We start from the raw sequence: 26,143 nt of genomic DNA, 5'->3' as shown, positions 1-26,143 counted from the left end.
GATGTATACGAAATACTGGTTACATATACATCAATAGATATCATTGTTTAATTATACTACGACTTATTCATGCTGTCCTCATGATTAATGAGCCACATGGTCAACATTGTCCAATCTCGCGCATCGTCCCCATGATTATTAATAGGGCGAATTGGCTCAACCGGTTTATAGGACGGTATGTTACTTTCACCATAATCCATACGAACATCGCCCATCATATGAGGTGTAATCCATTGATACGGTGTAACTAATGTATCTGGCTGTTCATCAAACAAGGACGGTACGATGGAATAATATTCAAAACCCTTTGGTGCAATGGCTTCAATAATGGTAGGCATGAGGCTCATATGCGTGCCAATTGGCGCCGTAATCATATCCTTGGTGAAAGCAGGGTGTTGTAACAGCCCTACCGTACAGAATGTATCGCGCAAGGTATAGTCTCGTTGAATTAAGGATGTATTATTCAAAGATCCAAATAGATTAGAGTGGTCACCAGTGACAACGAATAAACTATCAGGAAATGCCTCTTTCATAGCATGCACAAAGTTAAAAATCGCCTTATCACTATAGCGATAGGTAGCCAATTCTTTATTACGTTTCTTGTTAGATTTCAGATCATCTCCAAGGTTAGGCATGACCTTTTCAGGATCATAATCTAATAAGGAATCCTCCATTTTATAAGGACCATGATTGGATGTTGTGTAAATAAAATGGAATGTAGGATGTTCTAATGATTTGATTTCCTGTTCAATATGTTCTAAAAAGACATGGTCATAGACGCCTACCCAAGTTTTAGGTGCATCGGGACCACAGAAAACAGAAGCGCTTTCTACGCGGTCAAAGCCTTGAGCCTTACCAAAGTGATTAAAGTTGCCGTACGACGCATTACCACCATACCAATAAATCGTATCATAGCCTAATCGCTTCATTTGAGCTGCCAAAGAGGTCGGCAACGACTCATGCCAAAAGGCTTCTCGTTCATTGATTTCCATACCCGCATCATAGACGCCAGATAATAGACTTACAATGGATGGACGAGACACATTGCCAGCAGGTAAGAAATTAGGTACTTGCGCCGTATGAGGATCATCTTTAAAATCCCATAAACCAGGACATATATTGAGCTCCTTATACGGTTCATCAAGAGACCATTGGGGGATACTTTCACCAACAATAAAGAAAATATGCTGCGGTTTATCAATACGAGGACCTGATGCAACGCGCTTAAATGCATGAAGTGGTGTGCTCAAATCTTGCCAGGAATCTTTGTATTTGTCAGGAACAATACGGTGTATGGCGTCATCAATATCCTCAGGTGATGCTGTATATTCATCACGTAGCGGATGTTTGAGTACCGTTTCTAAAGCACATAGATCTGGCACTGTTGCACGAGCAAAGAATATATCCTCTTTTACCACTGTAGGAATCGTATCCCATTCTGGTTTATCATCATGAGATAAGGTGCCACCATAGCGGAACCAATAGAAACCTAACACAGAGGCAGCCACAAGTCCTATATTCCAAGCTACCGTGAGCCATGTTCCTTCAATGTTTGGATACGGTATTGATGGCAAGGACAAGAAGAAATTTCCCATGTACCAGGATATAAATGTAATAGGAATCAATCCTAAGATGACAAGAATGCCTCTATCTTGATTAAAGAATACATCAATCAAATTATGTTTCTCTGCATGATTTCCATAATGAACCATGTAGTTGTACGTATCATGGAAATGCTTGTAGAAGATCATTTTTCCTGCAAAGGCTGCGTACAGAACACAGGAATAAATCGTTAGACCCACCAATCGTAAGGAATCCTCTATTTGATGGTATCCTTCAAACCATAGTCCAGGGAGTGTTACCAAAACTAAGGGTAGTAAGAATACATAGGCATCAAAATCCATGCCCCACCAGAAGCCGTAACGCAATGAACCTACTACAGATTTCCAGCGCCCCTTCCATGTGGGGTAGGGATTATACACAATCATAAATACGATTCGAAAGATGGTGCTCAATATAGGAGCCCAAAGCATTAATTTTATATTTTGTTGTAGGGATAGAAAAAATTGTTCACTCATTTATACTTCCAGATCTACTTAAAGAACAATAATTCCCCATAGCAATCTACTATACTAAATCACCAATTATAATTGCCCATTAGATTTGTTTAAATAATATAATTTTACATATTTCGTCATGGTGTACATCATATGGTAGATAGATAATAGAAAACCTATTTTTCCATCTAATATGCCACCTTGCAAAACATATATCTTAAAAAATGCCCATGTTGGACGCAATATAATATCCCCTAAAAAACTACAAGATTTCCCTTGTGCCTTGTATTTATTAGCTGCTGCTGTCGTATACTTATTAAACTTCTCAAAGAATTGATGCCAATTATCATATGTATAGTGATACAACTTTCCTTCTAATGTATCTTGTGGGTATGGGCTGATAAAGGCTTCATGAACAGCACCTTCTACAGTTGCACCCTCTCGAGGCATCAATCGTAGCACCTTATCAGGTCTCACCACACCATGGGTTGCCTGATTATGATGGAACAAGTTATATCGACGTAGCCAATACGCCTTCGGTTCTCCTTGAATAGCTCGTTGAATAGACTTTGCTAACTCTGGTGATACACGTTCATCAGAATCGACAAATAGAATCCATTCACTCTGAGCTTGTGAAATACCAAAGCGTCGTTGTTGTGACCAATCTCCATTTAACGGATGTGGTATGACCTTTGCACCCAATCCAGTAGCGAGTGATACTGTTTGATCTGTACTACCATCATCGATAACTAGGATTTCATCAGCAAATTGAATACTTTTAATACAATCTACAATATGTTGTTCTTCATTGCGCGCTAAGATAATAGCCGTCACAGTACTCATAGATAATCCTTTAGCTTATAAATCAATTACATTTAATACATAAAAATGTGTAGTTTTTATTGGATGACATCCCCGTGTTTAATACGCCATGCTGCAAGTTCGCGCATGTCTTTAATTACCTTACCATAGGCTTGAGGCATGTTTGTGCCTTGTTCCATAAGTTTTCCATTGTTATCTAGATAGAGTCTATGGTTAAAGACAAATTCCTCTTGTGTAAACAAGCTTGGTACCATGGATTCATAGGTTTGACCAGGGCGACCTACAAGTTCTGCCAAGGTTGGAATAATTTGAATACTCATGCCAAACGCATTAGGAGCAAGCCAGTCTTTATGAATACCGCGACCATAGAAGATAATCGGAATAGTAGATGCCACATTAGGACTTACTTCACGAGCAAAGGTAAAGCGTTCGCTATGGTCCCCAGTGATAACGAAGAGCGCCGATGGATCTGCTTTTTCTTCACTAGCGATAAACTCGCCCATTACATGGTCTGCATACCAAATATGACCCATTTCATTCAATTGCTTATCAGTTTCAGCGATTGTATCAGGCAAATGGCCTTTTACCTTGTTCACATCATACCCTTCTTTAGCGACATTAACGCTATATGGAGGATGATTCGATGTGGTCATAATAACATTGAGGATTTTTTCCCCTCTATGTTGATCCATGTAAGCGGAAATGGCTTTAAACATATACTTATCCGCTACACCCCATGCATTGCCTTCATCACTTGGCATTTCAGACGCATCATGGAATTCATCAAAACCTTGAGACAAGACGAAGTTCTTCACATTTTGCCATGTACTAAAGCCGCCGTACCAGAATACTGTTTTATAGCCTAGCTTTTTCATAACAGAACCAATTCCTAAGCCATACGGTTGTTTGAAACTTTCACCTTCGTAATTAGGATATAGACCTGTGTCAGGCATACCTGTGAGTAAACCATTGATAGCAGGCATCGTGCCTGTACCTTGGGCAAGAGCGAGCTGCGTGCTCATCGCTTGAGGACTAGCAGCATATTTACGACCTTGTTCAACGAGGTACGCACCAGGTTCATTGTATTCAGCGAGGAATGGCCACAAACCATAAGATTCACCGAGAACGATATTGATGGACTGTGGTTGCTCCGCTAAACGCTCTGTCGTAATAGTTCTTGTGAAAGAACCATCAAAATCCTTACCATTAAATGTTCCACCAATGGCACTGATTTTCTCACTCAATTCTTGAGGGGTTAAGTTGATAACCTCTAACTCCTCCGCGCGTTTTGCAATGCTTTTAACACGATAAAGAGCCTGCACATCGTCGAGGATAGTCTCGTTTAACAAATTAGAACTGAGGCGTGCCGCACTTTCCCAGTTGATAGAATTTGTATAGTTAAAAGCACCACCAAATCTAAAGAATAGACCTAGTATACCGATAACAACGGTGAGCCCAATGCCCGTCATCCACTGCGTTTTCTTTGTCTTTGGATACCAAATAGGACAAACTAATTGAGTATCAGCGTAATCACTATATTTCTTTGTACCCCACGCCAAGAATTTAACGAGGAAATAACATAGGGCTGCACTCAACACAACGGCTCCAACGATGTACATGAGGGCGTTATATTCATTAATCGCCGTATTTACAATGGCGCTGATATCATCGTTTTTACCATTGATGAGCATCGCATTGTAAGAAGAATTAAAAATCTTATAGAACGGAATGCGTCCCAAAAATAAAAATGTTAACAATACAGTGGCAATAGAATACACAACCTGTTTAATGCGTAAGGATGGCCATTTAGGTACAAAGGTATGCACCAATGTGCCTCCTAAAAAGCCTAGTAAACACAAAGAACCGACTGTCTTAAGACTCAATCTAAAGCCTAGCCATAAGGACGTGAGGATATTCTCCATCGTCACAGAAGCTAGTTGTGATTGAAATACTGCAAGAAACACGATTCTAAATGCAGTCAACAAGGCAGAGAAAAAGATAAATACCTTAATCTCTGTCTTTATGCCTTCAAATAATCGTTGCCATCGGTTCATCATTAACCCCTACTGTTCTTCATATAATGTAACTATATAACGTAACTACTCTATACTACCTAACTGTAATTATATTGGATATTTCTTACATTTAGATCCCTTACATCGCTTGCATTTACCGCATCCGCGGTCGATAGTCCCTGCACTGGCTGATTTCTCAGCACTAGTACTCTCCAGCGCCTTCTTAGAGGCCTTACTATTCCATACGGAAACTATCGTTTCTACTTTTTTTCGGATCCATCCTTTTTGGATTTTTTATCCTTTTTCTTATCTTTTTTCTTATCTTTTTTACTGAAAGTATCAGCTAAAAAGACTGTTTTTAACTTGTCATTTAAGACTTTAAGCTTCTTTTCAGCCTTATCTTTCTTTTTCTTTAATTTATCTTCAGATTTAGAATTTTTATCATCCTTGGACTTTTTATGTTTTTTGTCCTTTTTATCCTCTTTAGACTTCTTGTCATCCTTAGATTTCTTGTCTTCTTTAGATTTCTTTTCGTCTTTGGATTTTTTGTGGTCCTTAGATTTTTTAGACTTTTCGTCAGTCCCATTGATACGCGCCCATTCATCATCAACGCGTTTCAATTGCTTTTTAAGAAGCTTTTCCATCTTTTTATTGGCTTTATCTGAATCTAAGCCAGACTTACCGAATAATAAAGCATTTACTGCTGTATAGGGATCGATGGAGGACATATCATTTTGTTCTTCATCAACATCATCATCTAAAGATTTTTGTTTATTTTCTTCATCTAAGTGATGGACTTCTAAGCTTTCCACGCCATCTAGTGGATTTACATCCATATGCTCTACAATGTCTTCATCAAGGTCCGATATCTCATGTTGGGAGCTTTCACCAGATCCTGTAAAAAGACCGCCCATAGAATGCAATTCGTTCAATTTAATATGGTTCATGCCCACTGTAGAATCATGCTGCGCAGGAATATCCGATAATTGGACCTGTTCCATAGCGTATACATCATTATTATGACTAGCACCCTTACCAAGATAAGATCCATCAGAAATGATGATATTCTCTTTATCGTCGCCTAACACATTGCCAAACAAATCCTCTTCAAGAGAATCATAGGTATGCAACATGGACATCCGTTTTTGAACCTCTTCAATTTGATTCCACAAATCCACGAGAGAGGATGTGTAGTAAACGCGTTCCTTAACCTCTAAATAAGCTTGGTAAACGATAGCCAATTCAGACTCATTGAGCCCCTCTTCGGCACCGATTTCTTCTATCATTTGTTGGATCTGTTGATCTCGATCATAACGTTTAATTAAGGCCTTGCGAATACGTTCAATCAATGCTGTATCGATGATTTCCACGGGTACCTCCAGTCTTCAATACACTCAGCCCTATCCACTAACTTAGTGCATACGAATCAATGTATAGAACCATAAAAAATAATTTGATTTTATAATCTCTAATATATTATTATATCAGAATTTATCTGCTTTTTCCTTAATAATCTAGGTGAAAGTTCCTTAAAAATAGAATAAAACCTCAATTTGAATGATGTCTTAGTCGTACAAATTTACAACCACTAAAACAAGCCTTCAACATTGAGGTTTCTTACATACTTTTTACATACTAAAATAAATGGAATGAAAACATAAAAATAAGCTGACAAAATAATCTGACAGAATATACTAAAACAAGTTAACGGAATACACTAAAATTCGTTCCTTTGCATCACGTTCTTCAAAGAGATCACTGCAATCAATGGGTTCTTCCTGTTCTAAACGGACATGGTTATTCAAGAAGTTTTCTACCTCTTCATTGACGTAGTAGAAAAATAATTTAATCTCCCGCGGACGATGATACAGAGAATCGAAGATATTTCCTAAGACCCGCTTAATCGTATGAAGCGCAAAGGGATTAAAGAAAAAACAACGATCTGATTGATCTGGCAATTCATAGAGCGCCGCATCACCATGCACAAAGCTTACACGATTGCGAGCAGCTGGGCTTTCACCATTAATAAGAGCCCTTTCATAGAGGCGTTCATCGTATTCGATGCCGATGGAATGACAACCCGTTTGGTATGCCATAAAAATGCTGACACGACCCTTGCCACTGCCATAGTCGATGAGGGTATTTTTCTTGCGAATATGACCGCTATTTGCCAAGCGCTCTAGCACACAATAATCTGTCGGCTCGTAAGGATGATGCTCCGTATCAGACCGACTATCATCGCGGCCTGCTGTCTTTATTTGTAAAACCTGTTCCCATTCCTGTTCACTTGTCATAAATCTAATCCTATCATGAGGTCCAATTTATATGACCTAATAATTAATACTAATCTTAATTTATATACATACTATACCCTTATTAGAGCCATATTTACAAATTAAAGGCAATCATATATTATATTAATCAAGGAAATCAATAGTTATAACATTTTAATGCATTCAAATGGAAAATAGGGTGGCAGCCCTGCTTTTTCTGTGCTAGTTACTGACGGAAATATCTATCTAGCCATTTGCAAATGTATTGACACAAGAAAAGCACCCATTAGGGTGCTTTTCTTGTATACAAACATTTATTGATGCTAATATGGTATACTAAAGAGTAACATTTCTATTTTCTCATGTGCAGAATATAAAAAGGAGTATCTATTTACATGGACAGTGATCTGACCTTAGATTTTATAATTATCATCGTATTAATCATCGCGAATGGCTTGTTCTCTATGACGGAATTGGCTATCGTCAATGCGAAGAAACGAAAATTAGAGGAAATGGCCGAAGCTGGCAATGAACGCGCTAAAAAAGCCTTTGAATTAGCAGAAAATCCAAACGAGATGTTCTCTACTATTCAAATTGGTATTACTCTCGTTGGTATCTTAACTGGTTTGTATTCTGGTGCTACCTTCTCTGGTCCATTAGAGGATATATTAGTAGCAAGCATTCCAAGCATCGAACCATATGCTGCATCCATTAGTTCCTTCCTCATCGTTGCTATCATCACCTATTTATCCCTCGTTATCGGCGAGCTCGTGCCGAAACGTTTGGCCTTAAATAGTCCTGAAAGCATCGCCGTAGTCGTAGCAAAACCTATTTACTGGTTGTCTGTAGCCTTAAAGCCAATCGTTAGCTTCCTCGGTGTTTCTACAGAATTCCTCTTAAAATTACTAGGCGTGACTGTGAAAGAAGAGGCGCCTGTTACAGAGTCCGAAATCAACAAGATGCTCACCGAAGGCGTTGCCATGGGTGCTTATGAAGAAGAGGAACCTATCCTCGTAGAAAATATCTTCCACTTGGCAGATATGAACGCTGGTGACATCATGACACCTCGTACGCAGCTCAAATGGATCGACCTTAATGGTACAGAGGACGAAATCATGGAAGTCCTCAAAAACGCCAACCATTACCGCATTCCTGTAGGTACCGATTCCTTGGACGAATTAAAAGGTCTCGTTACCGTATCCGACGTATTAGTACAAATCATGCAACGTCCTAGCGAACGCTCCATTCATGATATTATTGAATCTTGTTTGAAAGAACCATTACTCATTCCAGAATCAATAACGCTCATGAAATTGTTGAACGTACTCCGTACAGAAGGCGTTCATGAAACCATCGTTCTCGACGAGTACGGCGGTTTCAGTGGTCTTGTAACATTACATGACATCATGGAAGAAATCGTAGGTCTCATGCCTTCCGGTGAAGAAGAAATCAAGGAAGAAGAAAATAAAATCATCGAACGTGAAGATGGTTCTTGGCTTGTAGATGGCCTTCTCGACGTAGACGAATTCAAAGAATTCTTCCATATTGATCAAGAACTACCAGGCGAAGAAAAAGACTTGTACAAAACAATGGGCGGTCTATTAAATGTTCTCTTTGGTCGCATTCCAAAAGAATTAGACAAAGCTAAATGGAATGGCTATACCTTTGAAGTGGTAGATATGGATAATACTCGTATCGATAAAATTCTTGTAACCTATGAAGAACCTATTATAGTACAAGAAACAGAAGAAAAAGAATAATACCTACTAGCTCATAGACTTATGAGCATTGTAAATTTATAAAGAGTGAGTTCTCCTATGGAGGACTCACTTTTTATATATACCCCCTAGCCGTTTACATATAAATATAGTATTATTAAATTGTATAAAATATATAATTAAATCTAATAGATTTAATAGAACTATTATCTACTATATATCTAATAGCTAAATTAGATATATTCTCATAAAATATATAGTCCTATGATTACTAATGTGTAGTTCTGCGTCATAGGGCTTATGTGTAGTATAAAGGAGAGATTCTATGAATCAACGAGTTATAGCAACCATAGGGGCCCTCTTAATAGGGACTGCTATCATAAGTGGTTGTGGATCTGAAAAGCAACCTGAGGATACGAGCCTCAAGGTGCGTACTATCACCATCGGTGAAGAATCTGGTACTACCGGCGCTGGCTATGCAGGCACCATCCATAATAAAACAGAAACCAACTTAGCCTTTCAAATTGGTGGGCGCGTCATCAATAAATTCGTAAATGTTGGTGATGTGGTGCAAGCAGGCCAAGTCATTGCTCAAATTAATGGTTCAGATACATCTGCTCAAGTACAAAATGCTGAGGGTGCTGTAAAAGCCGCTCAATCGGCTTATGAATTAGCAGAAACCAATGCTAAACGATATCGCGAACTCTATGCACAACAAGCGATTAGTAAATTGCAATTAGACCAAGCAGAAAACCAATTGAATGCTACCTCTGCTCAATTACAACAAGCACAGGCTAGCCTCAATTTGAGTAGCAATCAAAATAGCTATACTAATTTGACTGCCCCTGATACAGGTATTATTACAGCTTTCAATATTGAAGCAGGCCAAGTCGTAGCTGCTGGTCAACACGTTGGCACCTTAGCGGCTGGTCGCGACCCAGAAGCAGTCATTGCCCTTCCTGAGCAAGAATTGACCAAGGTTCATGTGGGAAGCCCTGCCACTATTACATTCTGGGCTCTACCTGATGTAACCGTGCAAGGCGTGGTCCGTGAAATTTCACCAGTTCCTGACCCTGTGGCAAGAACGTATACCGTAAAAATTACCTTACAAAATCCTCCAAAAGAGGTACAACTAGGCATGACGATCAATGTAAATCTATCTACTACAGATAGCACCAATATTTCCATTCCGTTAACGGCTCTTGTGAAAGACTCTAACGGCAATAATGCAGTGTATATCATTCGAGATAAAAAGGCTCATCTCGTGCCAATTAAGACTGGTGAGTTTGGTAAGAACTCCGTCATCGTTACATCTGGTTTAGCTAAGGGCGACATTGTCATCACCGCAGGTACCCAACAATTACAAGAAGGGACGGCGGTTAGTCAATGAAACAATTTAACTTAGCCGAATGGGCCCTCAAACATAAGTCCATTATCTACTACTTCATGGCTGTGCTCCTCACCTTTGGCATCTTCTCATATAACCACATGGGGCGTATGGAAGACCCAGACTTTACGATGCGTACCATGGTGGTCGGCGTTGCTTGGCCAGGGGCTTCCCCACAAGAAATGTCGGATCAGGTAACGGACAAATTAGAAGAAAAACTGCGCGACCTTCCGGGCGTGGATTATACAAAATCTTTCACAGATGGCAGCAAATCAGTTATTTATATTAATCTGAAAGAAAACCTACCATCTGATAAAATCCGCCCCGCTTGGGAAGAAGTGCGGAACATGATTAACGACGAATGGAAATCACTGCCGCAAGGCGTTCAAGGACCGACCATCAATGACAGATTTGATGATGTATACGGCATTATCTACGCCATTAGCGGCGATGAATTCTCCTATGAAGAAAAGCGTCAACAAGCGGAAGACTTAAAACGTCAGCTTTTATCTGTTCCAAACGTTAAGAAAATCAGCCTTATTGGGGTTCAACAACAAACCCTTAATGTAACGATTAATAAGGATAAATTAGCATCCTATAAAATCAGTACACAACAGCTGTTAACAGCTATCAAACAGCAAAGTATGATGGTACCAGCTGGTATGATTACAACGGATACCAATAATGTATATCTTCGAGTAAACGGTCTATTCGATAGCCCTCAAGCCGTACAAGATATGCCTATTCGCATCAACAATCAAACCTTGCGACTCGGCGACATGGCTGATGTGACCATGACCTACCAAGACCCTAGCAATCCTCAATTCTACTATGAAGGAAAGCCAGCTATAGGTATTGCCATCTCCATGGATGCAGGTGGCAATAATGTGGAATTTGGTGAAGCTATCGATAAAAAGCTAGCAGAATTGAAGAAAACTATACCTGCAGGCCTTGAACTCAATCAAGTATCTAATCAGCCACATATTGTTAAGGAATCCATCGGCGATTTCTCTCAATCTCTATTTGAAGCCATCGCCATCGTATTGCTTGTAAGCTTTGCATCCCTTGGATTACGTACAGGTGTGGTTGTAGCCCTCACCATTCCAGTCGTTGTATCTACCACATTCATCTTAATGTATGAAGCGGGCATTTACTTACACAAGGTTAGCCTTGGTGCTCTTATCTTATCGCTAGGCCTTCTCGTAGATGATGCCATTATCGTTGTAGAAATGATGAGCGTTAAGCTCGAAGAAGGTTGGGGTCACTTTAGATCTGCTACCTTCGCTTACCAATCAACAGCCTTCCCTATGCTATCTGGTACGCTTATTACCTGCGCTGGCTTCTTGCCATTAGCATTAGCACAAGGTATGGTAGCAGAATTTACAAAATCTCTATCCATCGTTGTATTTATGGCTCTCATCCTATCTTGGTTCGCCTCTGTTCTTGTCAGCCCTGTTCTCGGCTATAAAATCATAGAAAACAAGGCTCCAAAACCTGAATCCGAATGGACCAAACGAGACCGTATCATGCACAATCTTAGTGTTACATTCTATGATAAATTTGAAAGACTGTTACATTGGGCTTTAGGACATCATAGGGTAGTATTACTCATCACCTTAGGTGCCTTTGTGTTATCCCTACTTTCACTACCATTGATCAAGCAGGAATTTTTCCCATCATCAACGCGTAATGAAATCATCGTATCCATGCAATTTCCTCAAAGTTCATCCATTGAATACACTGCAAATCAAGCAAAAATCATCGATGAACATTTACAAGGTAACGAACACATTTCGACCTTTACATCCTATATAGGACAAGGTTCTCCGCGTTTCGTTCTCACCTTGGAACCTGAATTGCAACGAAATAACTTCTTGCAGTACGTTATCGTTACAAAATCCTTAGAGGATCGAGATAAACTCTATGATGAATTAACTTCTTATTTAAATGAAGAATTCCCTTCAGCCCTCGTAAATGCTCAATTTGTACAAATTGGCCCACCATCTAAATATCCAGTGATGCTCCGCGTAGCAGGTCCTGATCAAAAGGTGGTAAAAGATATTGCTAATCAAGTAAAAAGCAAAATGCAAGGTGACAAGGATTTACAGAATATAGCCTTTGACTGGCCAGATACGGAACCTGTAGCTAACATTCATATCGATCCTAACAAGGCTCGCCTACTCGGCATCGATAGCTATGCGGTATCCTTACACTTGCAAAGTTTATTATCTGGCACTAAATCTGGGGAATACTATGAAGGTAATCAAACAATTCCTGTTACATTCCGTTTAGGAGATAATGAGCAACATAACTTAAGTGCTCTATCCTCCTTACCGATTCAAACAGGCAATGGTTCCTACGTACCGCTTAGCCAAATTGCAACTATTACTATGACGCAAGAGGATGGTATCATCTGGCATCGCAACATGATGCCAACTATCAGCATTCACGCCAATGTGAAAGCCGGTGTTTTAGGCAATGCGAAAACAAAAGAGGTTTATACATCCTTACAAGACATTCGCGATTCCTTGCCTACAGGCTATACCATTGAACTTGATGGAGCCGCTGAAAAAAGCGTCACAGCTGTACAAAATCTAGTAACACCAATGCCAATTATGCTCTTTGTGATCATGACAATCCTCATGTTCCAATTAAAGCGCATTGCTCTCATGATTATGGCTTTGCTCACAGCACCTCTCGGATTAATCGGTGTCGTATTAGCTCTCAATATTACGAGAACACCATTAGGTTTTATGGCTATTCTAGGTATCATCGCCCTATCGGGTATGATCATCCGTAACTCCATTATCTTGTTAGACCAAATTGAAATCCACAAAGCAGAAGGACAAAAACCACTTGAAGCGATTATCAACTCCGCTACACTTCGTTTCCGTCCAATCATGCTCACCGCTATCGCAGCGATTTTAGGCATGATTCCTCTTATGGGATCTGTATTCTGGAGCCCACTTGCCATAGCCTTTAGCGGCGGCTTACTAGTGGCAACGGTGCTAACACTTATCGTATTACCAGTCATGTATGCAACATGGTATAAAGTAAAATAAAAAAACAGAAATTTGATATATACCCCCTTTACTGGACAATTAGTAAAGGGGGCTTTTCATGAAATATAATTATTAATTTAAAAAGAAATCTATAGAGTTATTCTACCAATGAAAATGGCTGAAGATACCTTACAGTGTATCAACACGTACATTTCATAAACAAATAAGGGTATGGGTTAAACTAGAGCAATTTCATGGTCCGGATATTAATAAATTTCGAGTTGTTAATAAGTCTTGGTATCCAGAGGAGAAATATAAGCTGTTATACTAAGTTCTTTCAGGACAAACCTTAAGATTGATAGCTATTGTAGCTGGTATTAATTCTGGACAACTTTATCAATAGCTTCATAAATACGAAACTTTTGGATACAATGGTCTTATCAATAAATCTAAAGTACGACGACCAAAGAATTATAAAGTGAAAACAACAAAGAATATTTCATCTCGAAAATTCGATAAGAGTAAATACGAGGAACTCATTCGTTTACGAGCTAAAATACTTATATCAAAGCTGAAAATAAAGTCTAAAAAAGAGATTAACTTGAGAGACAAAAAAGAAGCTAAGAATCTCAAGGCAAAAAAACAATTGTTATTAAAATACTCCAAAAGAGAGAATATTAGATAAAATATCTTCTAAAATTTATAGGAATGACCTAATCTACCTATTATTGTGAGCTCTCTAAAATGGATCTTGTAGATGATATAAATATATAACTCAAAGATAAAATCCAAAAGATTTTTGCAGAGCAAAAGGAACATTATGGTTTGCATCGCGTATAGCAAAAGAACTTCTTAATCGAGATTTTGTAGTCAATCATAAACGAGTACAAAGACTTATGAAAGTCATTGTACTCGCTGGAAAGAGACCAAAAGAAAAATATTACTCTTATAAAGGTCAAGCAGTCAAAATAGCCTATAATATTATCAATAGAGATTTTAGTACAACAGCACCATTTCAAAAATGGAAAACTAATGTATCTCAGTTTTATTTTCCATGGGGAAAGTTTTACTTATCACCTATCTTAGATATGAATACAAATAAGATTATTTTCTATGACTTGGTATTAAGACCTAATTTAGAGTAGATTTCTCATATTTTAGATAAAGCTTTCAAAAAGTATCATAATCTTTTTTGGGATTGATTTTCCACTCTAATCAAAGATGGCAATACAAACATAGCTATTTCAGGAACGTACTAAAAAAACACAGAATTATTCAGTCTATATTCATAAAAAGAAACTGTTATGATAACTCAGTGATAGAGACATTTTTCAGTAATTTAAAAATAGAAATATATTATGTTTATGAAACAGAATATTCATCATTCAATGATTTTCCGACAGCGATTGAAGAATATATCAACTATTACAATAATAAAAGAATTCAGAAAAAAATGGATGCCCTCTGTAAAATATAGGTAAGAATCCATGTGTTTAGGCTAGTAAATAATATATGTCTAGGAAAAGGGGTACATATCACAATTATCTCTGCTTTTTATTATCTATGATATATATAGATAAACCTTCATATACTATTGTGAATAAGAACTTCATTAGGTATAATAAAATAAAATGAGGTGAATGATATGTCAAGATTAGGTTATTTTTTACTATCTGAGGATATTGAAAATTTTGAATATAATAATGGAAAAAACTCATTAGCTATTATTGGTCCCATCTTAGGTTTAAAAATTCCTTATATTCCTTCTACATATACATTATATTTTTCAGCAGGTGTAGTAGATGTAGATACTAATGATGAACAGTCTATAAAAATTGAAGTAAATAATAAAGTTAGAAATGAAAAAGCTTTTGAGTTTTTTAAAGATTTAAAAGTACCTTCTGATATAAAAAATACTGAATCTAAAGATAATACAATGTTTTTTCAAATATCTGGAGCATTAAAAAATATTTTATTTAAAGATGAAGGTATATATGAAATTCAATTTTATTTAAATAATGTATTATTAGGAACTACAGAAATAAAAGTTGAATTGAATAATAATATTTAGGAGGAAATTTTATGGTTACAACTAATAATTTTTCCGATTCAGTTAGAATAGTATCTATAGTTGGTGTTTTTGTAGTTACTACATTTAGTGGTGGTACTTGTGATTCTGATATATTATCTAAAGCAATAAAACCAGAGTTTTGTCAAAGTAATAGAATTTTATCTCAGGCACAAGTAGAATTACTTGATCGAATTCAATCTTTTAATAAATTAGATAAAAACTGGGATACATATGGTGCTAATCCAATTAATAAAGGAATTATTAAACAAGTTGAATCATTTATTTTAGATGTTTCAAATTATAAATATATAAATGTATTTCCTGTACCAAATGGAAATATACAAATTGAACTTGAAGATTCAAATGAATATTTAGAATTTGAGTTCTTAACCAATAATAAAGTTAAAGTTTTTAAAATAAATTCTAAAGGTCAGGAATCTGAGAAAGTTTTTAATTATTCTGACAAAAAACAAGAGTTAATAAGGATGGTTGATTCTTTTGGATGTTAAAGAACCTTTTTATAATGGTGAAAAATTATATAGAGCAATAAAACCAATACCAACTATGTGGAAAACCATTGATAATAAAAGAGTTCCTTCATCTGCAGTATTTAAAGATTCTAAAGGTGTATCTGTAGATAGACAAGATTCTAGAGAAAATAAAGTTGCTATTGAATATTTAAGTTCTACAAAAGAAGGATATGATATTTTATCTATAACTGTAAATAATTGTGAAGATTTATCTATAGTCTATCAAATTGATCCAATTGAAGATAATCCTTATCATAGCTTAATTTTAAGAAGTATAGATAAGATAGAACTTACTTCATCACAAGCTAAACATCTTGCTAAAGTTGCTAAACTTGAAAAGGTAAATGAATCAGATTAATAAAAAGAAATAGTAAAGAGCCTAGATATATTATAATCTAGGCTCTTTACTATTTCTTTTATTATATAGAATTATAAAGCTATATTCTATATAAAAAACTAAAATAATTATATTTAAACTTATATAAATGTAATATTATACGTTATATTTAATACTTATCATAGTAAATTCTTTATTAAACTACAACAGCTGTACCATTGCATGTAATCATAAGCATGCCGTTTTGTGCACCTACAGTGCTATATTGGAAGGATACGCCAATAATAGCATTAGCACCCAATTTAGAAGCACGTTGAGACATTTCATCGAGAGCTGCTTGACGGGCACTCATCAAAGAATCTTCATAGCTACCGCTACGGCCACCAACGATATCGCGAATGCCAGACATAAAGTCTTTCACAAAGTTACGGCCTTCTACGACCTCACCAAATACAATACCTTTGTACTCTTGAACAGGTTTGTTTTCAATATGCATAGTTGTAGTAATAATCATAATTGTATCCTCTCTAATTGACTACAATACATTTTGATTAATTATATCAAGGCTTTCACAGAAATACAATCACAAAAAAAGACCTGTTCACTACATTCATAATGAACAGGTCTAATTATATGTTTTTATCGATCAAAATCGCGGTCTAGGTTAACCTCTTTCAATGGAACAAGTTTTGTTTTCTTGATGTATTTGTAACCTAAGTACACTGCGAAGAAGATTGGCAATCCGATGTACGCAACGGATACGCCATACCAGTCGATTGTATCGCCTGTGAAAGCGGAGTAGTTTTGACCAGCAATGATGATGACGCAAAGAATGAACGCCAAGATTGGACCTACTGGGAATAACCATGCTTTGTAAGGCAATTCGCTAAGATCTCTGCCTTGTGCAATGAAAGCACGGCGGAAACGATAGTGAGAAACAGCGATACCAACCCATGCGATGAAGCCGCAAAGACCGGAGATATTAACAATCCAAGTATATGCAGTACCTTCGCCGATGAAGCTTGTAAGGAATGCAAATAAACCGATTGCTGTAGTTAAGATTAACGCTGGCACTGGAACACCACGTTTATTAAGCTTACCAAAGATTTTTGGTGCTTGTCCTTCTTTAGCAAGTGCGTACAGCATACGCGTAGAAGAATAGAGACCAGAGTTACCAGCACTGAGTACTGCCGTTAAGATGATAGCATTGATGAAGCTAGCAGCAAAGGCAAAACCAAAGCGGTCGAATACGAGTGTAAATGGAGAAATAGATACATTCTCTACACTAGAATTCAATAGATTTGGATCAGTGTACGGAATTAAGAAACCGATAACTATGAAAGCACCGATATAGAACAATAGAATACGCCAGAAGATTGTATTAATCGCTTTTGGCACGTTCTTTTCAGGGTCTTCTGCTTCACCAGCGGCTACGCCGATAAGCTCAGTACCTTGGAAGGAGAAACCAGCCACCATGAAGATAGCGAGGATAGATTCCCAACCACCTACGAATGGTGCTTCCCCTACTGTCCAGTTCGCAAATCCTGGAGATGTGCCACCAATGCCAAAGATTAGCATGAAGCCACAGAACAGGAATACGAATACAGTAATAACCTTGATGCTAGAGAATACATATTCACTTTCACCAAAGGAACGAGTAGACAAATAATTCAAGCCGAATAAAACGAGCAAGAACAGAGCAGACCATACGATGGCAGGCACATCAGGGAACCAGTATTTCATGATAAGAGCCCCTGCCAATACTTCAGCAGCCAATGTAATAGCCCAGTTAAACCAATAGTTCCAACCTAAGGCAAAACCAAAGGCAGGGTCTACATAGCGTTTTGCATAGGTCCCGAAGGAACCTGGAATCGGCAAGTACGTAGCCATTTCCCCAAGAGATGTCATGAGGAAGTACACCATGATACCGATGAGGCCATAAGCCACTAGCGCACCACCAGGGCCTGCTGTACTTACTACTTCACCACCAGCTACGAATAAGCCAGTACCGATAGCGCCACCTAAAGCGATCATGTTCATATGACGCGCCTTTAGGGAACGTTTTAAATGTTGATCTTTATTAGAGGTAAACTCTACGTTATTATTTTGATTTTCAGCCATGGGTCACCTCTTACAAATCTAGATTACGCACGTATTTTGCGTTATCTTCAATAAATTTACGACGAGGTTCTACTTTATCGCCCATGAGAACAGTAAAGATTTTATCAGCTTCGATAGAATCCTCTAAGCTAACTTGTAAAATCGTACGATTTTCAGGGTTCATTGTAGTTTCCCATAATTGTTCAGGATTCATTTCACCTAAACCTTTGTAACGTTGGATTGTAATACCATCGCGGCCTACTTCATCAAGTTTAGCTGTAAGCTCTGCATCAGAGTATACATACCAGTGGGATTTACCCTTCTTGATTTGGTACAACGGTGGTTGTGCAATGTAAATATGACCTTCCTCTACCAATGGTTTCATATAGCGGTAGAAGAATGTTAATAACAAGGTACGGATATGAGCGCCGTCAACGTCCGCATCTGTCATGATGATAATCTTGTTATAACGGGATTTTGTAATATCAAACTCTTCCCCAATACCAGTACCGAATGCAGTGATCATGGAGCGAATTTCGTTATTAGCTAAAATCTTATCAAGGCGCGCTTTTTCTACGTTAAGGATTTTACCACGCAATGGCAAAATCGCTTGGTAACGACGATCGCGACCTTGTTTTGCAGAACCGCCCGCAGAGTCACCTTCGACTAGATAAATTTCAGTCATAGATGTATCTTTATCAGAGCAATCTGCCAATTTACCAGGAAGGCTAGATACTTCCAAGGCATTTTTACGGCGCGTTAAGTCGCGGGCTTTACGAGCTGCCTCACGAGCACGGCTTGCCATAGTCGCTTTTTCAATGATTTTCTTCGCATCTTGCGGATGTTCTTCGAAGAATGTCTTAAGACCTTCAGATACGATAACGTCTGTAATACCTTTAACTTCGCTATTGCCAAGTTTAGTTTTAGTTTGGCCTTCAAATTGAGGTTCCAATACTTTTACAGATACAACAGCTGTCAAACCTTCACGTACGTCTTCACCGGAAAGGTTGGACTCATTTTCCTTGATCAAGCCAGATTTACGGCCATAATCATTGAGGGTACGAGTCAAGGCAGCACGGAAACCAGAAAGGTGAGTACCACCGTCAACAGTGTTGATGTTATTTACGAAGGACAACAAGTTTTCGCTGTAGCTATCGTTATATTGCAACGCTACGTCTACTACTACGTCGTCTTTTGTATTTTCAATGTAAATTACAGTTGGATTTACTACTTCTTTATTTTCGTTCAAGAAGGTAATGAAAGAACTCAAACCACCTTCGTAGTGGAAGCTTTCAACACGAGGCTCCTCTTGGCGCAAATCGCTCAATGTAATGCGAAGACCTTTATTAAGGAATGCCAATTCTTGTAAACGAATTTTCAATGTATCAAAGTTAAATACAGTAGTTTCAAAGATTTCAGCATCTGGCTTGAAGATAACAGTAGTACCAGTACCTTCTGCTTTACCGATTTCGTGTAACTCAGAAGTTTTATGACCACGAGCAAAGGAAATCTCTTGAACGATACCATTTTGAGATACTTGAACCTTAGTCCATTCACTCAACGCATTTACTACGGAAATACCTACGCCGTGAAGGCCACCAGAAACCTTGTAGCCGCCACCGCCAAATTTACCGCCAGCATGCAATTTTGTTAATACTAACTCTACCGCAGACATACCGGATTCATGCATCCCTGTAGGGATACCACGACCATCATCAACAACAGTGATACTGTTATCTTCATTAATGGATACTTCGATATGTGTAGCGTAACCTGCGAGCGCTTCGTCTACAGAGTTATCTACTACTTCATAAACGAGGTGATGTAAACCGCGAATGGACGTACTACCAATGTACATACCAGGGCGTTTACGTACCGCGTCAAGACCCTCGAGAACCTGTATATTCTGAGCGCCATAATTTTCTTCAGGCATGAAACAAACTCCTCCTAACAATCTATCACACTGTACTGGATTGAAATTTGGTACAACACATGTACAGAATAAATCTTATCTCTTTATTATACTATAAAACTCATCAATTCGTCTCATTAAAGTCTTAATACTAATACCAGATCCATAAACGCAATCATCTGTGACCACATAGGTCTTGATCTGCTCCTCTGGTACCATGGCGATATACTCTAAGCTTTCATAGTAATGAATAGGACTTTTATGGGATTTTCCGCCCTTGGCGTGCACCATGGTAATGATGGATTCGATAGGCACGGAAACGGTATCCCCAATATGAACGTACATAGGAATGCCTCCTCTACTTTTCTAATGTCCCATTTAATGAATCGATTTTCCGCTGTTCTTCTTCAGCAAGGAACTTTGATCGATATTTATTGCACAAATTAATAACGTGCTGATCCGTTAACTCATCAGGCTTCTTGTGCGTAATGAGCATGGCCACCATATACATGTGACGGCGATTGATGGACCCTTTATAAATTTTATCTAAGTAAAAGTATATAGATTCCCGCATGGCTTCTGCAAAGTCTGGGAAGGTACATTGTATAAATTGCTGACAGTCGCTGTATTTAAAGTACGGATACTTTCTAATGACCGCCTTAATGTCCTTAATATGAGCGCGATGCAATTCATATTCGCAAGTCGGACAGATTTCTTTTTTAGATTCCATATGCATGCCACATCGCTTACAACGATGATAACCATGCTGCTCTAAATAAATTTCCCGCTTTCGAGCCGTAATTTGTACTTTTCTGAAAGCAACTCGTAATTCTTCGTTATCCGTTTGTTCTAAAGACTTATCGATGGCTTCTACGTCTTCTTTTGAAAGCACGATGTCTGCAAAATTAATACGTTTTGTAATAATCTGTTCATCAGGCAGTGAAATCGATGTATCAGTATTAGCTTTCACATAGCTCTGACGTTTCATAATAAAGCGAATATCTGTGATGACCTCTTGATGGTAATACTTGTTTATGGCCTCGATGATGCGCCGTTTTTGCATTTGTAATTCCTGCATCCACATGGAATTATCTGCACTGATAACCATGTCAGGAGGCTTGATGGACACAATTTTCGTATGGTCTGCAATAACATCGCCCACTACATCACGCCACTTGTGAACGAGGGTATTTAATTTATATTGTTCTAGTAAATTCAGTTCTGATAAGGCCTTTGGTAAACAAAGATCAAGGCTGTCCATACTGAACCTTTCCCCCTTCACAAGAAATAAATTGTACGGATTTCAAATCTTTAAAATCATGAATGTCTGTAGTAGTAATAAATGTTTGAATACGTTTATGAATAAACTGCAATAAATTCGCTCGTCTCGACTCATCAAGTTCGCTCAATACATCATCTAGTAGCAGAACTGGATATTCCCCAACCTCGGACTTAATAAACTCAAGCTCGCTCAATTTTAAGGACAATACAGCTGTTCGTTGCTGCCCTTGGGATCCAAATTTCTTTAAATCCATCGCATCAGAGAAAAATCTAAGATCATCGCGGTGAGGACCTACGCTGGTGGTCATCCGATGACGATCCTGGGGCAACGCTACTTTAATGCGCTCGTAAAAGCCTTCCTTTGTAAATTCTAAGGATCCGTTGTCCATATATGGCTGTTCATAACCAATGGTCAAATTCTCGAGGCCACCCGTCAATTTACGGTTCATCAAATCGATGAGAAGATTGATTTTTTTCAAGCTTTCTAACCGTTTCTTTACAATAAAACTCGCCATATCAGCTAGCTGTAAATCCCATTCTTCAAGAGGAATGTTCTGCTTACCTCTATATTCTTTAAGAATCGTATTACGCTGTTGTAATAACCGATTATACTGCATTAATTGATGATAATAGGTAGCACTAGTCTGAGAGATTTCCATATCAAGGAAACGTCTACGTCCCGACGGCGTTCCTTTGATGAGCTGTAAATCCTCTGGACAGAAGATAACTGTATTTAATGTACCTATCAGTTCTTTCTGAGATATTTTAGTATCGTTTAACCGAATATCCTTAGGACCTTGGCGGAATAACTTAATATTTACCTTTTGAGGTGTATCCTTTTTCTCGAACTTAACAACAATACCTGCTTCCTCAGCATTGAACATGAGCATATCCGATGTATCGTTGGTCCGATGGCTTTTACCAATGGTACCCACATAAATCGATTCGAGAATATTCGTCTTACCAGCCCCATTGGTGCCGTGCAAAACGATAATCTCCGGATTAAACTGAATCGTTACATCCTTGTAATTACGAAACTGGAATAATTGCAGTGAGTCAATTCTCACCGATTATGCCTCCTCTTGAGTAATCACTAGATCTACATCGAGACCTTCACAAGAAATCACGTCCCCAACATGGCATTTCTTGCGCTTTTCTGTGACAACTTGACCATTCAAAGTAAGAATACCTTCTTCAATGAAGGTTTTAATTTGACCACCAGTTTCGATGATACCTTCTAACTTCAACAACTGATCAATTTGAATGTACTCCGTATGAATGGGTACCTGCTGTTGCTCTTTCATAACGTCCTCCTATAGTGGACAAATTATAACTATATGGGAATTAGGTAACGATGACTTTTAATCATCATCACCTAATAAAAATATGTATATTAATACAGTAAATATACGTAGTATTGATATTATTTAGTACCAGTGTCCAGGTCGCTCGCTGAGCATTTTTCTACGAAAAATTGCACGCTCCGACCAAAGTGATGTGTGGCTCCCATCGTCGCTACCGCTCCTCTGTTAGCTCACACCCTACTTTTACTTTTAAGAATTCGTGCGAACTGGTGTTACTACGTATGTATAGTTCGGATTATTGTCTTGGCGAATGACAACTGGACCGTTTTGTTTTAAGAACAAGTGGATATTGTCGCCTGTGCTATGGCGCAAGATATCAGAGATATAACGACCGTTGAAGGAGATTGTGAAAGGTGTGCCTTTAAATTCAACAGCTACGTCTTCTTTTGCCATGCCGATTTCAGTATTTTGAGTAGATAATGTTACATTGCTTTCAGCCCAATCATAACGAATTACGTTATAGCTGATATCTTTAGCCAATAAGGATACGCGGTCAACGGCACCAGCGAATTCGCGGCGGTCGATAACTGCACTAGAATCGAATTGGGAAGGAATTACCTTTTCATATTCAGGGTAAGTACCTTCAATCAAACGAGAAATAATATAAATAGATTCAAAGTTGAACACGATTTGAGTACGGTTCCAAATGATGTTGATCATGGCTGGATTATCTGTTGGTAATAAACGAGATACTTCAGCCAAAGTTTTTGTAGGAATGATAGCACGCATTGGCGTAGTTGCTGGTTCATCGATAGTAATTTTCTTAACAGCCATGCGGTGTGTATCAGTAGCAACCATTGTTACTTCGTTTTCTTTGATTTCAAGAAGAGCACCCGTAAATACAGGACGATCTTCGTCAGTAGCAGCTGCGTAATTTGTTAAATCGATGAGTTCTTTCATAGCAAAGCTATCGATGTTTACATGATCTTGGTCGTGAATTTGTTCAACCAAGGAGAAATCATCTGGATGCAATGTTACGAGGTTAAATTCAGAAGAACCAGATGTGATTGTTAAAGAATTTCCATCTTCTGGTTTGTAAAGTTCAATAGTATCGCCAGGCAATTTGCGAATTAATTCTTGGAAGTAGCGGGAACCTACAACTAATGTGCCAGGTTCTTTAATGTCGCCGTCGATGGTTAAACGAATACCGAGCTCAAAGTCGTTACCTTGCAATTCTACTTGACCATTTTTTGTTGTCATGTAGATAGCACCTGGTAAGTTGGAACTTGTTTTATTTTGAGATACCTTTTGCAATACGTTGATTGCTTTTTGGAGATTTGCTTTTGGGAATGTAATGTGCATTTATAACTCCTTTATGATGTATATTTGATTAATAATAATTTATTATTTTGCTTTACATTATATTTTCTATTTGTTTGTATGTGCGATTTACATATAGTGTAGAAGCACTAATAACTATTGTCTTGTTTGTAATTTTATATGTTTGCTATCGTAGATGCTCTATAGATATTCTGCGATAGATCTGTTTCTACTGGTTTTTTGATTGTTTGTTAGTTTTAGTAGTAGTAATAGTAGGGGCCTGTTCATATGTGTAAAAGTGAATTGGCGCTACTAACTGTGCGATTTCTCGGTTGTGTATAACTATGTTGATAGTTTGTAACCACTTATCCACATACTCACAGCGGAGTACGGTTTTTAGGATATCCACAAAGTTACGCACAATATATCCACAGAGTTATCCACAGGTTGTTAATTTCTGTTTAATTTCAGAAATCATGTTTTTAGTTTCTTCATTTCGTTCAATTTCCTTCGTGATTTTATCGTACGCATGGAGAATTGTCGTATGGTCACGAGAGAAGGCTGCTGCGATTTGCGGATAACTTTCATTGATCATATCACGGCATAGATACATGGCAATTTGCCGTGGGAATGCGAACTGTGCCTTACGCTTCTTACCGAGCAAGTCTTGCTTTTTAATATTGAAATAAGAACTTACAAAATTTTGGATGCTTTCCATAGTGACCATGTTCACCTCTTCGGTATGAACGAGTCCAGCCAAGGCTTGTTTAGTGTATTCTAAGTCGATAGATTCAAGACGTTGGTCGATGGATGCAGTGCCGATTAATTTGGTGAAAGCACCTTGCAACACGCGGACATTTTCGCTAAATTGTAACGCCACGTAGTTGATAGAGTCGTTATCGATGCGGATAACGCGATTTTTCTTATATTCTCGTTCTAAAAGTGATCTAAAGATAGCGATGCGTGTTTCTAAGTCTGGATTTTCCATAGTAGCAATATAGCCAGCTTGGAAACGAGAACGAAGACGGTCTTCGAATTGCTCCATATCGTTTGGCATCGTATCAGAGGTGAGGACGATTTGTTTGTTGTTATTTAATAACTCATTGAACGTATTAAATAGCTCAGTTTTCGTACTTTCACGACTTTCAAGAAACTGAATATCGTCAATCATGAGCACGTCGATGTTGCGGAATGTGTTGCGGAACAATTTACCTTGGTTACGCTGCAATGTTTCGACGAAAATGTTCATAAAGTTTTCGCTCGTAATGGACATAACCTTCATGTGAGGATGATTTTCCTTGATGGCATTGCCGATAGCGTGCATCAAATGCGTTTTACCTAGACCTGATGGACCGTAAATAAAGAGCGGATTATAGTCGCCGCCTGGGTACTCAGCTACATTTTGAGCCGCTCCAAATGGAATGCGGTTCGCGTTACCTGTTACATAGTTGTCAAAACGGTACGCTGGATTTAGGTTAGATAAGGATAAATCCACAGGTACATTATCAGATTGTAATGTAGGTGTTGTAGTTTCAACTGTTTTACTAGGCGCTACCATTGGCTCATCTGGAATATTAATAGGCGCTGGTGCGCGGTCGATATATACAGGCTCTTGATACACCGGTGTGTAGAACTCATCTTGTTGAGCTTTTTCCTCTACCACAGGCGGTAAAGGCATCGGTGGAGCTACTACAGGAGCATCATCGATGAGACTTTCATCAACAAAGGTAGTATCTACACTCTCTTGATTAAAATCAAATAACACCATATCCCGATGGGAACCGATAACCGTAGTAATAGCATCTTGCAAAGCCTTGCTGATCTGTGGCTGTTGATCGATTAAGTTTTTAACAAATGTTTGCATGACCCCTATATGGATCGAATGACTGTCGAGAGACATGGGAATCAACGATGACGTGACGCGCAAGTACAACGCGTCAGGCAAATGTTGCATGTTCTTTTTCGCCTCTTGCAATATATGTTCCCATATATTATTCAAATCAAATGATTGCAT

Annotated in this window: 22 protein-coding genes; 8 read left to right on the top strand and 14 right to left on the bottom strand. The window is 38.2% G+C overall.

The genetic code is table 11. The features are described 5' to 3' along the window. Nucleotides 1-56 precede the first annotated feature (56 nt). From VEIS1202513_RS00110 to VEIS1202513_RS00090, 5 genes are all read right to left on the bottom strand, one after another. Nucleotides 57-2,078 carry an LTA synthase family protein gene (locus VEIS1202513_RS00110; RefSeq protein ID WP_213467448.1) on the bottom strand — a complete coding sequence of 674 codons (2,022 nt, stop codon included), beginning with the start codon at nt 2,076-2,078 and terminating at the stop codon, nt 57-59. 66 nt (nt 2,079-2,144) lie between these two features. After that, a complete protein-coding gene (locus VEIS1202513_RS00105) occupies nt 2,145-2,900 on the bottom strand; it encodes a glycosyltransferase family 2 protein (protein WP_213467447.1) in 756 nt (251 codons plus the stop codon). 56 nt (nt 2,901-2,956) lie between these two features. Next, the gene (locus VEIS1202513_RS00100) at nt 2,957-4,936 is read right to left on the bottom strand and encodes an LTA synthase family protein (RefSeq protein WP_213467446.1); all 1,980 of its coding nucleotides are present in this window, start codon (nt 4,934-4,936) and stop codon (nt 2,957-2,959) included. Between the two features lie 218 nt (nt 4,937-5,154). Further along, nucleotides 5,155-6,264 (bottom strand): transcriptional regulator, encoded by a 1,110-nt coding sequence (locus tag VEIS1202513_RS00095; RefSeq protein WP_213467445.1) that lies wholly within the window; start codon nt 6,262-6,264, stop codon nt 5,155-5,157. Between the two features lie 324 nt (nt 6,265-6,588). After that, nucleotides 6,589-7,188: a class I SAM-dependent methyltransferase gene (locus tag VEIS1202513_RS00090; protein ID WP_213467444.1), complete on the bottom strand. Its 600-nt coding sequence runs from the start codon at nt 7,186-7,188 to the stop codon at nt 6,589-6,591. A gap of 374 nt (nt 7,189-7,562) precedes the next feature. Between VEIS1202513_RS00090 and VEIS1202513_RS00085 the strand changes: the two genes are divergently transcribed. The 8 genes from VEIS1202513_RS00085 to VEIS1202513_RS00050 all read left to right on the top strand — a co-directional run bounded on the left by VEIS1202513_RS00085 (nt 7,563) and on the right by VEIS1202513_RS00050 (nt 16,233). After that, nucleotides 7,563-8,927 (top strand): hemolysin family protein, encoded by a 1,365-nt coding sequence (locus VEIS1202513_RS00085; RefSeq protein ID WP_213467443.1) that lies wholly within the window; start codon nt 7,563-7,565, stop codon nt 8,925-8,927. A 283-nt stretch (nt 8,928-9,210) separates the two neighbouring features. Beyond that, entirely contained in the window at nt 9,211-10,275 is a 1,065-nt protein-coding gene (locus VEIS1202513_RS00080; protein WP_213467442.1) for an efflux RND transporter periplasmic adaptor subunit, read from the top strand. Next, nucleotides 10,272-13,334, top strand: coding sequence for an efflux RND transporter permease subunit (locus tag VEIS1202513_RS00075; RefSeq protein WP_213467441.1), 3,063 nt, complete (start codon nt 10,272-10,274; stop codon nt 13,332-13,334). Before VEIS1202513_RS00080 ends, VEIS1202513_RS00075 begins: the two co-directional genes overlap by 4 nt. Before the next feature lie 776 nt (nt 13,335-14,110). Then, nucleotides 14,111-14,419 carry an IS3 family transposase gene (locus tag VEIS1202513_RS00070; RefSeq protein ID WP_213467957.1) on the top strand — a complete coding sequence of 103 codons (309 nt, stop codon included), beginning with the start codon at nt 14,111-14,113 and terminating at the stop codon, nt 14,417-14,419. A 170-nt stretch (nt 14,420-14,589) separates the two neighbouring features. After that, the gene (locus VEIS1202513_RS00065) at nt 14,590-14,751 is read left to right on the top strand and encodes an IS3 family transposase (protein WP_213467440.1); all 162 of its coding nucleotides are present in this window, start codon (nt 14,590-14,592) and stop codon (nt 14,749-14,751) included. A gap of 168 nt (nt 14,752-14,919) precedes the next feature. Beyond that, nucleotides 14,920-15,345, top strand: a complete 426-nt coding sequence (locus VEIS1202513_RS00060; protein WP_024063975.1) for a DUF6941 family protein — start codon at nt 14,920-14,922, stop codon at nt 15,343-15,345. 11 nt (nt 15,346-15,356) lie between these two features. After that, nucleotides 15,357-15,854 (top strand): hypothetical protein, encoded by a 498-nt coding sequence (locus tag VEIS1202513_RS00055; protein ID WP_024063974.1) that lies wholly within the window; start codon nt 15,357-15,359, stop codon nt 15,852-15,854. Next, nucleotides 15,844-16,233, top strand: coding sequence for a hypothetical protein (locus tag VEIS1202513_RS00050; protein ID WP_024063973.1), 390 nt, complete (start codon nt 15,844-15,846; stop codon nt 16,231-16,233). Before VEIS1202513_RS00055 ends, VEIS1202513_RS00050 begins: the two co-directional genes overlap by 11 nt. 175 nt (nt 16,234-16,408) lie before the next feature. On the opposite strand, the gene VEIS1202513_RS00045 is transcribed toward VEIS1202513_RS00050, so the two are convergent. From VEIS1202513_RS00045 to dnaA, 9 genes are all read right to left on the bottom strand, one after another. Beyond that, on the bottom strand, nt 16,409-16,726 hold the full coding sequence (locus VEIS1202513_RS00045; protein WP_024066084.1) for a YbjQ family protein: 318 nt from the start codon (nt 16,724-16,726) through the stop codon (nt 16,409-16,411). A 125-nt stretch (nt 16,727-16,851) separates the two neighbouring features. Next, nucleotides 16,852-18,333, bottom strand: coding sequence for an amino acid permease (locus VEIS1202513_RS00040; RefSeq protein WP_213467439.1), 1,482 nt, complete (start codon nt 18,331-18,333; stop codon nt 16,852-16,854). A gap of 10 nt (nt 18,334-18,343) precedes the next feature. Beyond that, nucleotides 18,344-20,245, bottom strand: coding sequence for a DNA topoisomerase (ATP-hydrolyzing) subunit B (gene gyrB / locus VEIS1202513_RS00035; RefSeq protein ID WP_213467438.1), 1,902 nt, complete (start codon nt 20,243-20,245; stop codon nt 18,344-18,346). Nucleotides 20,246-20,320: 75 nt separating this feature from the next. Next, nucleotides 20,321-20,569: a DUF370 domain-containing protein gene (locus VEIS1202513_RS00030; RefSeq protein ID WP_213467437.1), complete on the bottom strand. Its 249-nt coding sequence runs from the start codon at nt 20,567-20,569 to the stop codon at nt 20,321-20,323. 13 nt (nt 20,570-20,582) lie between these two features. Then, nucleotides 20,583-21,485, bottom strand: coding sequence for a DciA family protein (locus VEIS1202513_RS00025; RefSeq protein WP_213467436.1), 903 nt, complete (start codon nt 21,483-21,485; stop codon nt 20,583-20,585). Further along, nucleotides 21,472-22,572, bottom strand: a complete 1,101-nt coding sequence (gene recF / locus VEIS1202513_RS00020; protein WP_213467435.1) for a DNA replication/repair protein RecF — start codon at nt 22,570-22,572, stop codon at nt 21,472-21,474. The genes VEIS1202513_RS00025 and recF overlap by 14 nt, the downstream gene beginning before the upstream one ends. Nucleotides 22,573-22,575: 3 nt before the next feature. Further along, on the bottom strand, nt 22,576-22,809 hold the full coding sequence (locus VEIS1202513_RS00015) for an RNA-binding S4 domain-containing protein (protein WP_213467434.1): 234 nt from the start codon (nt 22,807-22,809) through the stop codon (nt 22,576-22,578). 249 nt (nt 22,810-23,058) lie between these two features. After that, a complete protein-coding gene (gene dnaN / locus VEIS1202513_RS00010; RefSeq protein ID WP_213467433.1) occupies nt 23,059-24,171 on the bottom strand; it encodes a DNA polymerase III subunit beta in 1,113 nt (370 codons plus the stop codon). A gap of 394 nt (nt 24,172-24,565) precedes the next feature. Continuing rightward, a complete protein-coding gene (gene dnaA / locus VEIS1202513_RS00005) occupies nt 24,566-26,143 on the bottom strand; it encodes a chromosomal replication initiator protein DnaA (RefSeq protein ID WP_213467432.1) in 1,578 nt (525 codons plus the stop codon).

The organism is Veillonella orientalis (assembly GCF_018406505.1).
Taxonomy (GTDB): domain Bacteria; phylum Bacillota; class Negativicutes; order Veillonellales; family Veillonellaceae; genus Veillonella; species Veillonella nakazawae.
This window is presented reverse-complemented; position numbering and strand designations above follow the sequence as displayed.

Coding starts and splice junctions, on each gene's coding strand:
- VEIS1202513_RS00110 (WP_213467448.1), bottom strand. CDS start 2,078: ATGAGTGAACAATTTTTTCTATCCCTACAACAAAATATAAAATTAATG.
- VEIS1202513_RS00105 (WP_213467447.1), bottom strand. CDS start 2,900: ATGAGTACTGTGACGGCTATTATCTTAGCGCGCAATGAAGAACAACAT.
- VEIS1202513_RS00100 (WP_213467446.1), bottom strand. CDS start 4,936: ATGATGAACCGATGGCAACGATTATTTGAAGGCATAAAGACAGAGATT.
- VEIS1202513_RS00090 (WP_213467444.1), bottom strand. CDS start 7,188: ATGACAAGTGAACAGGAATGGGAACAGGTTTTACAAATAAAGACAGCA.
- VEIS1202513_RS00085 (WP_213467443.1), top strand. CDS start 7,563: ATGGACAGTGATCTGACCTTAGATTTTATAATTATCATCGTATTAATC.
- VEIS1202513_RS00080 (WP_213467442.1), top strand. CDS start 9,211: ATGAATCAACGAGTTATAGCAACCATAGGGGCCCTCTTAATAGGGACT.
- VEIS1202513_RS00075 (WP_213467441.1), top strand. CDS start 10,272: ATGAAACAATTTAACTTAGCCGAATGGGCCCTCAAACATAAGTCCATT.
- VEIS1202513_RS00060 (WP_024063975.1), top strand. CDS start 14,920: ATGTCAAGATTAGGTTATTTTTTACTATCTGAGGATATTGAAAATTTT.
- VEIS1202513_RS00055 (WP_024063974.1), top strand. CDS start 15,357: ATGGTTACAACTAATAATTTTTCCGATTCAGTTAGAATAGTATCTATA.
- VEIS1202513_RS00045 (WP_024066084.1), bottom strand. CDS start 16,726: ATGATTATTACTACAACTATGCATATTGAAAACAAACCTGTTCAAGAG.
- VEIS1202513_RS00040 (WP_213467439.1), bottom strand. CDS start 18,333: ATGGCTGAAAATCAAAATAATAACGTAGAGTTTACCTCTAATAAAGAT.
- gyrB (WP_213467438.1), bottom strand. CDS start 20,245: ATGCCTGAAGAAAATTATGGCGCTCAGAATATACAGGTTCTCGAGGGT.
- VEIS1202513_RS00030 (WP_213467437.1), bottom strand. CDS start 20,569: ATGTACGTTCATATTGGGGATACCGTTTCCGTGCCTATCGAATCCATC.
- VEIS1202513_RS00025 (WP_213467436.1), bottom strand. CDS start 21,485: ATGGACAGCCTTGATCTTTGTTTACCAAAGGCCTTATCAGAACTGAAT.
- VEIS1202513_RS00015 (WP_213467434.1), bottom strand. CDS start 22,809: ATGAAAGAGCAACAGCAGGTACCCATTCATACGGAGTACATTCAAATT.
- dnaN (WP_213467433.1), bottom strand. CDS start 24,171: ATGCACATTACATTCCCAAAAGCAAATCTCCAAAAAGCAATCAACGTA.
- dnaA (WP_213467432.1), bottom strand. CDS start 26,143: ATGCAATCATTTGATTTGAATAATATATGGGAACATATATTGCAAGAG.